Source organism: Actinotalea caeni (assembly GCF_009733795.1).
GTDB lineage: Bacteria > Actinomycetota > Actinomycetes > Actinomycetales > Beutenbergiaceae > Pseudactinotalea > Pseudactinotalea caeni.
The window spans coordinates 225,213-237,946 of the sequence record NZ_WNXX01000002.1; the positions used below are offsets into that span (position 1 = coordinate 225,213).

Consider the following 12,734-nt stretch of genomic DNA (forward strand, 5'->3'; position numbering starts at 1 on the left):
CTCTCAGAGCAGGATGTCGAGACCGCCGGTGCGGGCGGTCGCGGGGTGCGTGGTGGGGGCTGGTGCCGGCGTGGGCGGCGGGGTGGCGTGGCCGGGGGCGCGCGCGCTCGTGCCGCGGCCGGGCTCCGCGCCGCCACGGGGCTCGGCCTGGCCGCCGGGCAGGTCCTGGGTCGCGACGTCGAGCGTCGCGCCCTGCAGCCCGCCGACGGCGAGGTCGCGGCGCAGGTCGGGCAGGATCGCGCGGAGCGCCTCCCGCCCCAGGTCGGGCGCGAACAGCTCGATCCGTACGCCGTCGGCGCCGATGTGGGCGCGCACGGTGACCGGGCCGAGGTGCTCGGGCGCGACCGACAGCGTCAGCGTGTGATCACCTGCGGGTGCGGACCGCAACGAGGCGAGCCCCGCCCGGAGCTGGTGCGCGAGCGGTGCGGGCGCGACGGGCGGCTCGGTCGCGGCCGGTGCGCCGGTCGTCGTCGGGGCCGTGGCGGGCAGCGGAACGGGTGCCGGCTGTGCGACCACGTCGGGTGCCGCCGCGCGCGTCTCGGCCACCGGCAGCTGCCCGACGGCGACCGGCCGGCGCTCGACCGGCGGCGGGGTGCCGTCGGCCGCGGGTGCGGCGGGGCCCGGGGCAGCGGCCGCCGCCGCGGCAGGGCTTGCCGCGGGGGTCGCGGGGCTCCTGGTCGTGGTCGCGGTGCCGCCGTCGAGGCCGCCGTCGGACAGAGCCACACCCGCGCCGTCCGACGGGTCCGGGTCGACCTGCTCGTGCGTGCCGGTGCGTCCGTCCGCGCCGAGCGCCGGGCCGACCAGGTCGACGGGGACGGGCGTCGCGGCGGCCGTGGGCGGGCCGGTGAGCGTCTCGGCGGTGTCCTGGCTTTCCGGCAGGGCAGCGGTGGCGTCGGGTGCCGGGTCGGACGGCACCGGGCCGTCCGGCAGCGTGCCGACCGCCGGGAGGAGCATCGCCGGCACCGCGGCCGCCGCGTCCTCGGGCGTGCCGGGGACGCCCGGGACGGTGGGAACGGTGGGCAGGGTGGGCTCTGTGGGCTCTGTGGGCTCGGTCGGCGCGGTCAGCGCGCCGAGCAGGGCGGCGAACGACGTCGCCCCGCCCGTACCGCTGCCGGCTCGCTCGGTGCCACGAGCCGGGGCCGGGTGTGCCGGGGGCGTCGTCACGGGGATCGTCATGCGGAGGCTCCCGTCAGCGCGGTCCGCGCGGCGGCGGCCAGGAGGTCGGTGCCGCCGCCGGGCGGCACGACGCGGCGGATGGCGGTGATGTCGGCGTCGGTCTCGAACAGCTCCCGGATCTGGACGTCCTGCCCGGGGCGGGGCGCGTGCAGCACCCGGCCGTCGCCGATGTAGATCATGATGTGGCCGCCGCCCCGGGTGACGATCAGGTCGCCGGGCCGGGCCTCGGCCAGCGAGCCGACGGCGTCGCCGGACCGCATCTGCTCGCGCGCCGTGCGCGGCAGGTCGACGCCGAGCTCGCCGAAGACGTGCTGGACCAGCCCGGAGCAGTCGAAGCCGCCCTCGGCGAGCGACTCGCCACCCCAGACGTACGGCACCCCGAGGTAGGCGCGTGCGGCGGTGACGACGTCGTCGCCGGTGACGCCGCCCGTGGCCGTCGGCAGAGCGGGCAGAGCCGGCACCGACGACAGAGTCGGCACCGTCGGCACGCTCGCGCTCGTCGTGCCGGGGGAGGTGGCGGTGGCCGGTCCCGTTGCCGCCAGCGCGCTCGCGAGCTCGGTCGCGAAGGTGCCTGCGGTCCGGTTCGTCGAGAGCGCGCCGCCGGTCGTGGTCCGCTCGGTCTGCGCGGTCGGTAGGACGACCGGCGGTGCCGGGCGCAGCTGTGCCAGCGTCGCCTCGATCCGCCCGATGCGCTCGGTGATCGCCCCGATGCTCACGGCCGGCCGTCCCGGTCGGCGGCCCACGCACGCGTCGCGGTCTCGTCGAGCCCGACCTGCTCCTGCCGCAGCTCCTCGGCGGCGACCTGCTGGTCGTGGCGCTCCTCGAGCTTCTCGATCGTGGTGGTGGTCGCGCGCGCGGCGCGGTGCTCCTCCTGCGCGGTGGCGAGCGCGGCGGCGGCGACCTCCTGCTCGGTGCGCAGCTCGCCGAGCAGCGCGCTGGCGGAGGCGCGCGCCGCGGCGAGCGCGAGCAGCGTGCTGCGGCCCACCGGTGCCTGGGTGGTGTCGGTGAGGTCGATCATCATCGCGTCCGCGCGGCGCGCGAGCTCGCGCCGCCGTGCGTGGGCGCGCGACAGGGTGGCCGCGGCCTGGTCCTCTTCGAGCCGCCGCAGGCGCAGCAGCCCGGCCAGGGGGAACGAGGTCATCGGGTACCTCCGAGCTGGTGGACGAGGCGGAACAGGTGCTCCCAGGACTCGGCGACGGGCGCCCGCTCGTCCATGCCCTGGGTGAGGAAGGCGGCGATGTCGGGACCGTGGGCGACGGCGGCGTCGACCAGCGGGTTCGCACCCTCCTTGTAGGCGCCGACGTCGAGCAGGTCCTGCGCCGCGCGCTGGGCGGCCATCACACGGCGCAGCTGGGTGGCGGCCTCGCGCTGCTCGGCCGTCGTGACGCGCGACGCGAGGCGCGAGACCGACCCGAGGGCGTCGACCGAGGGGAAGTGGCCCGCGACGGCGAGGCGGCGGTCGAGCACGACGTGGCCGTCGAGGATCGACCGGGTCGCGTCGGCGACCGGCTCGTTGTGGTCGTCGCCGTCGACGAGCACCGTGTACAGACCCGTGACCGAGCCGTGCGCGTCGGTGCCTGCGCGCTCCAGCAGCTGCGCGAGCAGCGAGAACGTCGACGGCGGGTAGCCGCGGGTCGCGGGCGGCTCGCCGACCGAGAGCCCGATCTCGCGCTGCGCCATCGCGACGCGGGTGAGCGAGTCCATCATGAGCACGACGTCGGCGCCGTCCTCCCGGAAGGCCTCGGCCACCCGGGTGGCGGTGAACGCCGCGCGCAGCCGCATCAGCGCCGGTTCGTCGCCGGTGGCGACGACGACGACCGACCGCGCGAGACCCTCCTCGCCGAGGTCGTCCTCGAGGAACTCCCGCACCTCGCGGCCGCGCTCGCCGACGAGCGCGATGACCGAGACCTGCGCCTCGGTGCCGCGCGCGATCATCGACAGCAGCGAGGACTTGCCGACGCCCGACCCGGCGAAGAGTCCCAGCCGCTGGCCGCGGCCGATCGTCGTGAGCGTGTCGAGGACCCGCACCCCGGTCTGCAGCGGCTCGCTGATCCGGTTGCGCTCGAGCGCCGACGGCGCCTGCCGGGCGATCGGGACGTGGCGGTCCGTGACCACCGGCCCCCCGCCGTCGATCGGCCGGCCGAGGCCGTCGAGCACCCGGCCGAGCAGGCCCGGCCCGGTGGGGACGACGACGCCGCGGTGCCGCGCACGTGCGGGTGCGCCGACGCGCAGGCCGGCGGCCGGTCCGAGCGGCATGCACCGCACGGCGTCGCCGGTGGCCGCGACCACCTCGACGTCGACCGCGTGCGTGCCCTCGCCGACGGTGACGAGCTCGCCGACCCCGGCGTCGAGGCCCGTCACCTCCAGACCCAGGCCGACGGCGGCGGTGACGACGCCCACCCGCTCGGGTCGCGCGAGCGAGAGGGCGCGCGCGAACCGGTCGGCGTGCGGGCGGTACGTCGTCGCGGTCATGCGTCGACCGTCCCCAGCAGCGCCGCTCGCGCGCGGCGCAGGGCGGACCCGATCGCGGCGTCGAGCACGCCGTGGTCGAGCTCGGTGACCGCGTCGCCCACCGGCACGCTCGGGTCGCCGACCAGTCGCACGCCCGCGGTCGCGGGGTCGAGGTGACGCAGGTCGGCCGGGTTGAGCCGGACCACCCGCACGGTCTCGGCGTCGACGTCGGCGAGCGCACGCGTGAGCGCAGCGCGGGCGGAGGTCTCGCCGTCGGCGAGCTCGACACCGATCAGCGCCTCGGCGAGGTCCAGGGCGGCGGCGGCGAGCACGTCCTGCGCGTCGCGGACCGTGGCGACCTCGCGGGCGCGCAGCTGCGCGGCAGCGGCGCCGAGGGCGGTGAGCGCCCGCGCACACTCCTGCCGGACCTGCTCGATCGCGCGCGCGTGCTCGGCCTCCAGCTGCTCGCGCCGCTCGGCGACGGTGCGCGCGGCCTCCCGCAGCCCCGCCGCGTACCCGGCGGCGTGGCCACGCCGGGTCGCCTCGGTGACGGCGTCGGACGCCCGACCGGTCGTGATGGCGGGCAGCAGCGGCACCGTGGTCGCCGTCGAGGTGGTGGCGCTAGTCGACATAGCCGTCCTCGCCGTCGCGGTTGACCACGAGCTCGCCGGCGGCCTCCATCTCCCGCATCACCGACACCACCTCGGCCCGGGCGTCGTCGACCTGCGAGGAGCGCAGCCGCACCGGGCGCGCCATCTCCTCGTCGAGCAGCTCGGCGTTGCGCGCGGAGATGTTCTGCCGCACCTTGTCGACCACCGGCTGCGGCGCGCCCTTGAGCGCGACCGCCAGCACGGTGGCGTCGACGCCGCGCAGCACCCGCTGCAGGTCCATGTCGTCGACGTGCACGACGTCCATGAACGTCAGCAGCTGGGAGCGGATCTGCTCGGCGAGCTCGGGGTCGAGCTCGTCGAGGCCGTCGAGCACCGAGGTCTCGGTGCGCTTGTCGCTGTGGTTGATGATGTTGACCAGCGGCGGCAGCCCGCCGACCGCCTCCGACGGGTCCTTGGCCGCGAGCACCGCGCCGGTGCGCTGCCGGATCGCGTCGGCGACCACCGCGACCGCCTCGGGGCTGGGCGACTGCGTCGCGGCGATGCGGCGCGCGATGTCGGGCCGCACCTGCTCCGGCAGCGCCGCGAGCAGTCCCGCGGCACGCTGCGGCCGCAGGTGGGCGAGCACGAGGGCGATCGTCTGCGGGTGCTCGGCCTCGAGGATCTGCACGACGTGGTGGTTCTCGACGCCGTCGAGGAAGTCGAACTGCTGGCCCGCCATCGTGGTCTCGGCCCGCGACATCACGCCGGCGGCGCGCTCGCTGCCCAGCGAGGCCTCGAGCAGACCGAGCGCGATGTCCTTGCCGCCGCGGGTGCGGTAGCGCCCGGTGACGGCGGCGTCGTGCACCTCCGCGATCGCGGCGTCGGCGACGTCCGGCGCTACCCGCTGCATCTGCATGATCGCCGCGGTGATCTCGGCGGCCTCGGTCTCGCTGAACCGGGACAGCAGCGCCGCGGCGTTGTCCTTGTCGAGCTGCATGAGGGTGAGCGCGACCTTCTGCACGCCGGTGAGGCTGCCCGTGCCCTGCACGGTCGCGACCGTCACAGCGGGGTCCTCTCGGCGAGGAGACCGCGGAGGGTCTCGGCCAGCTGGTCGGGGTCGTGCGTCGCGAGCGCGTCCAGCTCCGACCGCTTGCGGTCGAGGTCGGCCGGCTCGGAGTCGAGGAACGGCGGCGGCGGCAGCTCGAGCACGTCCTCGCCGCCCGGCAGCTCGGCGGGCTCGGGCTCGTCCTCGATCGGCTCGATGGTCGCCGGGCCGATGTCGAGCTCCTCGCGTGCCTGCCGCCGGTTGCGGCGGGCGTAGACGACCAGACCGAGCAGCCCGACCAGCAGACCGGCCCCGACGATCAGACCGGTGCGGAGCAGCTCGGCACGCTGGGCGGCCTCCTCGGCGGCCGCGGCGGCGGCCAGCGCCTCCTGCGCGGCCTGTGCCGAGGAGGTGTCGAACGCGACGGCGTTGACCGTGACGACGTCGCCGCGCTCGGCGTCGACGCCCGCGGCGGTCGCCACCAGCGCGGTCAGCTCCTCGAGGTCGAGCCCGGCAGCGGCACCGGAGTCGACGGCGACCGACACCGACTGGCGCACGAGGGCGCCGGCGGGGATGACGGTCGTCTGCGTCGTGGCGTTGAGCGCGTTGTTGAGCACCTCGGACTCGGCCGAGTACTCGCCGTCGCCGCCCTCGCCGTCGGGCACCGCGATGTTGTCGGGCCCGAGCACGCCCGCCGCACCGCCACCCGTACCGCCGCCCGTGTAGGTCTCGGTGGTGGTCGAGGAGGAGTGCGCCGGCGCGCCCTCGGGCGTGGAGTAGGTCTCCTCGACGCGCTCGGCGGACTCCGACGAGACCTGCGCGTTGACGACGACGGTCGAGCTGCCCGCGCCGAGCACCCGGTCGAGCATCGCCTGCACCTGCCCGGCGACGCGCTTCTCGTAGTCGGTGGCCTGCTTGTCGGGCGTGCCGGTCGGGCCCTGCCCGACCGCCGAGAGCACGGTGCCGGCGGCATCGACGACCGCGACGCCCGTCGGCGTCATGCCGTCGATCGCGGCCGAGGTGAGGTGGACGATCGCCTGGACCTGGTCGGTCGAGAGCGTGACGCCGTTCTCGGTCTCGACGAACACCGACGCCGTCGGCTCGGTCCGCTCGGAGACGAAGACCGTCTCCTCGGGGATCGCGAGCCGCACCGACGCCGTCCGCACGCCGGCCATCGCGCCGATGGTCGCGGCGAGCTCGCCCTCGAGCGCGCGCTGGTAGGTGACCTGCTGCTGGAACTCGCTGGTCGTCACGCCCATGTCGTCGAGGAGGGAGTAGCCGTCGGTCGACGACGACGGCAGCCCCGCGGCAGCGGCCTGCAGCCGCTGGTCGTAGACCTCGTCCTGCGGCACCAGCACGGTCGAGCCGCCGTCGGTGAGCTCGTACTGGACGCCGTTGGTGCGCAGCTGGTCGACGATGCTGTTGGCGTCCGCCGCGGACAGCCCGGTGAAGAGCGGGGCCAGCGAGGGCCGCGCCAGCCAGGACGACAGCGCCACCGAGCCCAGCACGAGCACGGCGATGCCGATGAGGGCAAGCGTGCGCTGCGCGAGCGTGAAGCCGCCGACGTAGGTCGACAGGCGGCTCCACCAGGTACCGAGACGTGCCGCCATCAGGCCTGCATCCTCATGATCTCGTTGAACGCGTCGACGCCCTTGTTGCGCATGGTCGCGACGAGCTCGAGGGTGACCTGGGCGCGGGTCGCGGCCAGGGTGGCCTGGTGGATGTCGGTGAGGTCGCCGGTGACGGCGCGGACCGCGAGCGCGTCCGCGGTGCCGTGCAGCGCCTGCAGCTCCTCGAGAGCGCCGGTCAGCGACGCGCCGAAGGCGCCGCTCGTCGGCTGCGTGCGCTCGGGAGCGCTCTTGGGCAGCGGGGCGACGGCGCTCACGCCGCCGACGGGGGAGAGGGGCATCAGCTTCGTCCGATCTGCAGGGCCGCGGTGTAGGTGTCCTTGGCGCGGTCGACGACCGCGGCGCTCGCCTGGTAGCCGCGTTGCGCGAGGATCAGCTGCGCCATCTGCGACCCCAGGTCGATCTCGGGGTAGCGGACGTAGCCGTCCTCGTCGGCGAGCGGGTGGTCGGGCTCGTGGACCAGCCGGCCCTCGGCGTCGCCCCACGCGGCGCCCTGGACGAACACGCCGCCCTCGGCGCCCTCGGTCGCCACCACGTAGCGGGCGCGGAACGCCTCGTCGTCGGTCGCCGCCGCGGTGCTGACGTTGGCGATGTTGTCCGAGATGGCGTCGAGCCACTTGCGGTGCACGGTCAGGCCGGTGCCGGCGACACCGATCGCGTCGAAGGCCATCAGCTCGTCCTCATCGCGGTGCGCAGGGCGCTGAACGGGGCGTCGGCGGCGCGCGCGGCGAACTGGAACCGCAGCACGGTGTCGATGCTCGAGATCGTCTCGGTGTCCAGGTTGACGTTGTTGCCGTCCAGCCGGGTGGGCTCGAGCGAGCGCGCCTCGCTGGCGACGGCTCGGCCGTCACCGGCGGCGACCGAGCGCGCGATGGCGTCCTCGAACGACACCCGCCGCGCGGTGTAGCCGGGCGTATTGACGTTGGCGATGTTGGAGGCGACCGCGCGCTGCCGGGCGGCAAGGCCGTCCAGCGCGCTGGCGATCGCCAGGGAGGTCACCGACTGCAGCACGACAAAGGTCCACTTCACATCGACGTCGAGCCAATCCGTGGCCTGTGCTGGGAGCGATCCGTGCTCGTCAGCCTCTGTCGGCCGCCGCGTCGCCGATGTAAGCAGGAAGCGTCAACCGATGTCTAGACACTTTGTCTGAGCGCGGTGTGCGCTCGGCGTCGGGCGCGCACCCGCTGGGTCGCGGGCTCAGCCCGCGACGTCGAGGTAGACCGGTCCGGCGGTCCCCGAGCCCGGCACGGCGGCGACGGCGTCGAGGTGCCGGCGGGCACGCTCCCTCGCCTCGCCGAGGGCGGCGATCGCCGCCTCGTGCGCTGCGAGCACCCGGCGTGCCCGCGCCGCCAGCGCGCCGGGCAGCGGCCCGAGGTCGGCGGGTGCTCGCCACGCGCCCGCCGGGGCCGCGGGGGAGCCGCCCTCGGCGCGCAGCGCTGCCGCCTCAGCGGCGAGGTCGTCGAGGAGCCGGTGCCACGCCTGGAGGCGCGCGTCGTCGTCGGCCATCAGCCGACCGCGAGCGCGCCGCCGGTCACGGCCGCGGCCGCGGGCGCAGCGGTGGTGCTCTGCGCCGCCTCGTGCCAGGCCTGTCGCAGCGGCTCGAGCAGCTCGACGAGGGAGGCGGTGATCGTCGCGTCCCGGTCGACGTTGGCCTCGACGAGCCGGGTCAGCGCGTAGGAGTAGATCGCGTGCAGGTTGCGCGCGCCCTCCCACGTGTCGAGGTCGAGCGTGGTCATCAGCTCGGTGACGATGCGCTGGGCGTGCACGAGGTGGGAGGAGGCGCCGGTCCAGTCCTCGCGCTGCTGTGCCTGCTGCGCGCGCGCGAGGTCGAGCAGCAGCCGGTCGTAGAGCATCGTCAGCAGCCGCGCCGGCGACGCGGACAGCACCTGGTCGGCCAGGTAGGACGCGCGGGCGTTGCTCAGTGTCGACACGGTGAGTGGTCCTTCCGGTTCAGCGCGTGCTCGTCTGCGCGGCGAGGGCCGCGAGCTGGGAGGTGAGGTAGGACTGCTGCGCCTGGAGCCGCGACAGCGCGACCTCCATGGCGGTGAACTGCCGCTGCAGGGTGTCCCGCTTGGCCGCCAGGCGGCGGTCCCAGTCGGCGATCTGGGTCCCGATGTCCTTGACCTGCTCCTGGTGGCCGCTGATCCGCTTCGAGAGCGTGCCGTCGCGCGGGTCCGAGACCGCCTGGCCGGCAGCGGCGACGCGAGCGGCCACGGCCGCCAGCGTCGCGTCGACCCTGGCCGGGTCCGTCGCGAGCGCCTCCCGGAACCTGGCGGCGTCGAACTCGACGGTGCCGTCGCGCGTGATCTCGATGCCGATCTCCGAGGGCGAGCGTCCGTCAACCGGGTCGGTCGCGGCACCGAGCAGGCGGGCGGCCGTGTCGCGCGCGGCGGAGTCGCCCGCGAAGAGCCCGCCGGTGACGACGGTCGTGCCGTCCGCGGCGGTCGTCGTGCTCAGCCGCGACCGCGCGGCGATCTCGGCGAAGATCGCGGCGAGCGACTCGACCAGGTCGGCGGCGGTCGTCTCGAGAGCCTCGGCGTCGGAGCCGACGGCGACCGTGACCGGCTCGGACGTGACCGCGCCGACGGTGACGTCGACCCCGGCGAGCAGGTCGGCGAAGGTGTTCGTGGCGGAGGTGACCTCCTGCTCGGCGGCCGTGCCCGCCCACAGCGTCACCGCGGCGTCCTGCGCGGCGCGCACGTGCGCGGCACCGGGTGCGGCGAACAGGTCCGGCGCCGTCCCGGCCCCGACCTCGGCCGCGGTGCCGGCGAACACCTCGAAGGCGCCGGCCGCGCCCGACGCGGTGGCGGTCAGCTGCAGCCGGTAGGTCGGCTGCCCGGTGACGGGGTCGGTGCCGGTCGCGACCTTCGAGGCGCGGACGCCGGCGTCGGCGGAGCCGAGCGCGCGGACGACGTCGTCCAGGCTCGTCGTGGCCGCCGTGATCTCGGTGAGCGTGCCGTCGGCGCTCCGCACGGTCAGCACCGGTGGGTCGGTCGGCCACGCGGTCATCGCCGCCGTCACCGAGGACTGGGTCTGTGCGAGCCGGGTGACGACGAGCGAGATCTCACCGGTCGTGGCGCCGGCCTCGGCGGTCGCGGTGACGGCGGTGCTGGTCGAGGTCGCGGTGCGCGGCTGCAGCGCGGCACCGGTGAGCGTGCCCACCTTGGTCGTGAGCGTTGCCACCTTGGTGTTGAGGGACTGCCAGGCCGTGATGAGGCTCTCGGCGGAGGTGCGCTTGGCCACGAGCTGCCGCTGCGTGCCGCCCTCGGCGGCGACGAGGGCGTTGATGAGGGCGGTCGTGTCCAGCCCGCTGACGATGCCGTCGATGCCGAAGCTCATCGGTGGGTCCTCCTGGTCGTGGATACGGGTCGCGCCCAGGGCCGAGCGGGAGACTCCCGGCCCGGCCCCGGGCGCGACCCCGTGACGATGGGGGGGGTGCGGCGAACCGCCGCTCGTCACGGTCAGCGGAGCAGCTGCAGCACTCCCTGCCCGGCCTGGTTGGCCTGCGCGAGCATCGCGGTGCCGGCCTGGGAGAGGACCTGCGAGCGTGTGAACTTCACCATCTCCGAGGCCATGTCGACGTCGCGGATGCGCGACTCCGACGCGGTGAGGTTCTCGATGGAGACGTTGATGTTCTTGACGGCGTACTCGAGGCGGTTCTGCACCGCACCGAGGTCCGAGCGCTGCTCGGAGACCGCCACGAGCGCCGTGTCGATCGCCTCGATGGTGGCGGCCGCGGTGTCGGCGTCGGTCACGTCGAAGTCGGCCGCACCGTCCGCGCCGTCGGTGGAGGCCAGGGCCCCGACCGCCGTCGCGACGTCGCCCAGGTTGACGCTGATGGTGTTGTGGCCACCCGCGGCGGCGTTGCCGTCGGCGCCGACCTGGATGTTCAGCGCGTCGCCGCCCTTGAGCAGGCTGATGCCGTTGAAGTTGGTCGACTCCGCGATCCGCCAGAGCTCGTTGCCGAGCTGGTCGGCCTCCGCCTTGATCGCGGCGCGCGACTCGGCGTTGTTGGTGTCGTTCGCACCCTGGACCGCGAGGTCGCGCATCCGCTGCAGGATCGACTGCACCTCGCCGAGCGCACCCTCCGCCGTCTGGACGACGCTGATGCCGTCCTGGGCGTTGCGGGCGGCGACGGTGTAGCCGTTGACCTGCGACTTCAGGCCCTCGGCGATCGACAGGCCGGCCGCGTCGTCACCGGCGCGGTTGATCCGCAGACCCGAGGAGAGCTTCTCCAGGGACTTGGCCTGCTGGTCCTGGGTGATGGACAGCTGCCGGTAGGTGTTGTTGGCCGGCAGGTTGGTGTTGATGGCGAAACCCATGATTCTTCCTCCGTGAGCGGGTGTCGGTTCGCGGCCCGTCCGTGGGCTGCTCGTCGGTACCTGTCGGCCGGTCCCGTGCGGATGTAAGCGAGCTGGGTCAACCGGCTGCGGAGACCGTGGCCGCGCGGGTCAGGCCGCCCGCCGTCAGCGCGGCGAACTCGGTCATGAACGCGCGACGGCGGGCCGATCCGCCCGGCTGCTCGGTCCCGGCGGCCGGCTCGTCGCCGTAGTGCGCCGTCATCGCGTCGCGCAGCAGCCGAACGGCCTCGCTGCGCTGCTGGGAGACCGCGGAGTGGGAGATGCCGAGCTCGGCAGCGATGTCGTTGACCGAGCGGTCGTGGAAGTAGATCTGCTCGACGACGTAGCGCATCCGCTCCGGGAGCAGGCTGACGCCCGCGCGCACGTAGCCGGCCTGCTCGCGCGTGAGGACGTGGTCCTGCGGCGAGACGCCGTCGTCGGCGAGGGTGTCGACGACGACGTCGTCGAGCGGCTGCACGCTGCGGGCGGCCGCGGCCAGGGTGGCGTCGAGGGTGGCGGTGTCGACGCCCAGCGCAGCGGCCAGCTCCTCGCGGTCGGGGTGCCGGCCGAGGTCGTTGGCGAGCGCCTCCTGCGCCGCGGTGGTCTCCCGGATCCGCGACCGCACGCTGCGGGTGGCCCAGTCGGAGGCGCGCATGTCGTCCGCGATCGCGCCGACGATCCGCTGCCGCGCGTAGGCGCCCAGCGGCACGCCCAGGCTCGGGTCGAACGCGTCGACCGCGGCGATCAGCGCGAGGGTCGCGACCGAGGTGAGGTCCTCGCGGCTCAGGTGGGTCGCCCGGCGCAGGGCATCGGCCACCAGGTAGCCGACCAGCGGGAGGTTGGCCTCCACCAGGGCGTTGCGCTCAGCACGGTTCACTTCTCATCTCCCCCGAGATACGCGTGGCCACGGCGGGCCCGAACCAGACGACTGTCTAGACGCTCGCCTATACCTTACGCACAGATCCGACCTGCCGACAATGCCTGGTGGACCAGACGCGACGGATCGGAGTGGGGATGGGAGCTCAGGAGCTGTCTGCCACCATATGGCACCAGCGCCAGATGCTTGAGCTGCTGCTGTTCAAGCTCACCGAGGAGCAGCTGCTGCTCACCTCGGGGCGGACCGCATGGCTCAGCAAAGCCACCCGCGAGGTCGAAGAGGTTGTCACGCGTCTATACGATGTCGAGCTGCTGCGTGATGTCCAGGCCGCCCAGGTCGCGGCCGAGTGGGGCGCCGAGGAGTCGGCGACGCTGCGCGACCTCATCCCGCACGCACCCGCACCGTGGGACGAGGTCCTCGCCGCGCACCTCGAGGCGCTCACGCAGCTGACCACCGAGATCCGGGCCGTGCGGGACACCAACGCGACGTTCCTGCGCGAGGGGCTGCGGGCCACCCAGGAGACGCTCGCCACCGCCGAGGTCTCGACCGGCACCTACGACGCGCGCGGCACGTCCACGACCACCCACGAGCCCGTCGCCCGGCTCGTCGACAGAGAGCTGTGAGCCG

Annotated in this window: 16 protein-coding genes; 1 reads left to right on the forward strand and 15 read right to left on the reverse strand. The window is 74.8% G+C overall.

Annotated features, from left to right (window positions below; genetic code table 11):
- Positions 1-3: 3 nt before the first annotated feature.
- From GPA02_RS02930 to GPA02_RS03000, 15 genes are all read right to left on the reverse strand, one after another.
- Positions 4-1,176: a flagellar hook-length control protein FliK gene (locus GPA02_RS02930; protein ID WP_156198350.1), complete on the reverse strand. Its 1,173-nt coding sequence runs from the start codon at positions 1,174-1,176 to the stop codon at positions 4-6.
- A complete protein-coding gene (locus GPA02_RS19415) occupies positions 1,173-1,892 on the reverse strand; it encodes a C40 family peptidase (protein ID WP_275689709.1) in 720 nt (239 codons plus the stop codon). Before GPA02_RS19415 ends, GPA02_RS02930 begins: the two co-directional genes overlap by 4 nt.
- The gene (locus GPA02_RS02940) at positions 1,889-2,317 is read right to left on the reverse strand and encodes a flagellar FliJ family protein (RefSeq protein WP_156198352.1); all 429 of its coding nucleotides are present in this window, start codon (positions 2,315-2,317) and stop codon (positions 1,889-1,891) included. Before GPA02_RS02940 ends, GPA02_RS19415 begins: the two co-directional genes overlap by 4 nt.
- Complete coding sequence (locus GPA02_RS02945; protein ID WP_156198353.1) at positions 2,314-3,648, reverse strand: FliI/YscN family ATPase; 1,335 nt, start codon at positions 3,646-3,648, stop codon at positions 2,314-2,316. The genes GPA02_RS02940 and GPA02_RS02945 overlap by 4 nt, the downstream gene beginning before the upstream one ends.
- Positions 3,645-4,259 carry a FliH/SctL family protein gene (locus tag GPA02_RS02950; RefSeq protein WP_156198354.1) on the reverse strand — a complete coding sequence of 205 codons (615 nt, stop codon included), beginning with the start codon at positions 4,257-4,259 and terminating at the stop codon, positions 3,645-3,647. Before GPA02_RS02950 ends, GPA02_RS02945 begins: the two co-directional genes overlap by 4 nt.
- On the reverse strand, positions 4,249-5,280 hold the full coding sequence (gene fliG / locus GPA02_RS02955) for a flagellar motor switch protein FliG (RefSeq protein WP_240133836.1): 1,032 nt from the start codon (positions 5,278-5,280) through the stop codon (positions 4,249-4,251). Before fliG ends, GPA02_RS02950 begins: the two co-directional genes overlap by 11 nt.
- The gene (gene fliF / locus GPA02_RS02960; RefSeq protein WP_156198355.1) at positions 5,277-6,872 is read right to left on the reverse strand and encodes a flagellar basal-body MS-ring/collar protein FliF; all 1,596 of its coding nucleotides are present in this window, start codon (positions 6,870-6,872) and stop codon (positions 5,277-5,279) included. The genes fliG and fliF overlap by 4 nt, the downstream gene beginning before the upstream one ends.
- Positions 6,872-7,171, reverse strand: coding sequence for a flagellar hook-basal body complex protein FliE (gene fliE, locus GPA02_RS02965; RefSeq protein ID WP_156198356.1), 300 nt, complete (start codon positions 7,169-7,171; stop codon positions 6,872-6,874). Before fliE ends, fliF begins: the two co-directional genes overlap by 1 nt.
- Positions 7,171-7,560, reverse strand: coding sequence for a flagellar basal body rod protein FlgC (locus GPA02_RS02970; protein WP_156198357.1), 390 nt, complete (start codon positions 7,558-7,560; stop codon positions 7,171-7,173). The genes fliE and GPA02_RS02970 overlap by 1 nt, the downstream gene beginning before the upstream one ends.
- Complete coding sequence (locus GPA02_RS02975; protein ID WP_156198431.1) at positions 7,560-7,901, reverse strand: flagellar basal body rod protein FlgB; 342 nt, start codon at positions 7,899-7,901, stop codon at positions 7,560-7,562. The genes GPA02_RS02970 and GPA02_RS02975 overlap by 1 nt, the downstream gene beginning before the upstream one ends.
- Before the next feature lie 186 nt (positions 7,902-8,087).
- Positions 8,088-8,396 carry a hypothetical protein gene (locus tag GPA02_RS02980; RefSeq protein ID WP_156198358.1) on the reverse strand — a complete coding sequence of 103 codons (309 nt, stop codon included), beginning with the start codon at positions 8,394-8,396 and terminating at the stop codon, positions 8,088-8,090.
- Entirely contained in the window at positions 8,396-8,821 is a 426-nt protein-coding gene (gene fliS, locus GPA02_RS02985) for a flagellar export chaperone FliS (RefSeq protein WP_156198359.1), read from the reverse strand. The genes GPA02_RS02980 and fliS overlap by 1 nt, the downstream gene beginning before the upstream one ends.
- A 19-nt stretch (positions 8,822-8,840) precedes the next feature.
- A complete protein-coding gene (fliD, locus tag GPA02_RS02990; protein ID WP_156198360.1) occupies positions 8,841-10,229 on the reverse strand; it encodes a flagellar filament capping protein FliD in 1,389 nt (462 codons plus the stop codon).
- A gap of 122 nt (positions 10,230-10,351) precedes the next feature.
- Entirely contained in the window at positions 10,352-11,212 is an 861-nt protein-coding gene (locus GPA02_RS02995) for a flagellin N-terminal helical domain-containing protein (RefSeq protein WP_156198361.1), read from the reverse strand.
- A gap of 97 nt (positions 11,213-11,309) precedes the next feature.
- The gene (locus GPA02_RS03000; protein WP_156198362.1) at positions 11,310-12,107 is read right to left on the reverse strand and encodes a sigma-70 family RNA polymerase sigma factor; all 798 of its coding nucleotides are present in this window, start codon (positions 12,105-12,107) and stop codon (positions 11,310-11,312) included.
- 137 nt (positions 12,108-12,244) lie between these two features.
- On the opposite strand from GPA02_RS03000, the gene GPA02_RS03005 reads away from it, so the two are divergent.
- Positions 12,245-12,730 (forward strand): flagellar protein FlgN, encoded by a 486-nt coding sequence (locus GPA02_RS03005; protein WP_156198363.1) that lies wholly within the window; start codon positions 12,245-12,247, stop codon positions 12,728-12,730.
- Positions 12,731-12,734: the final 4 nt, after the last annotated feature.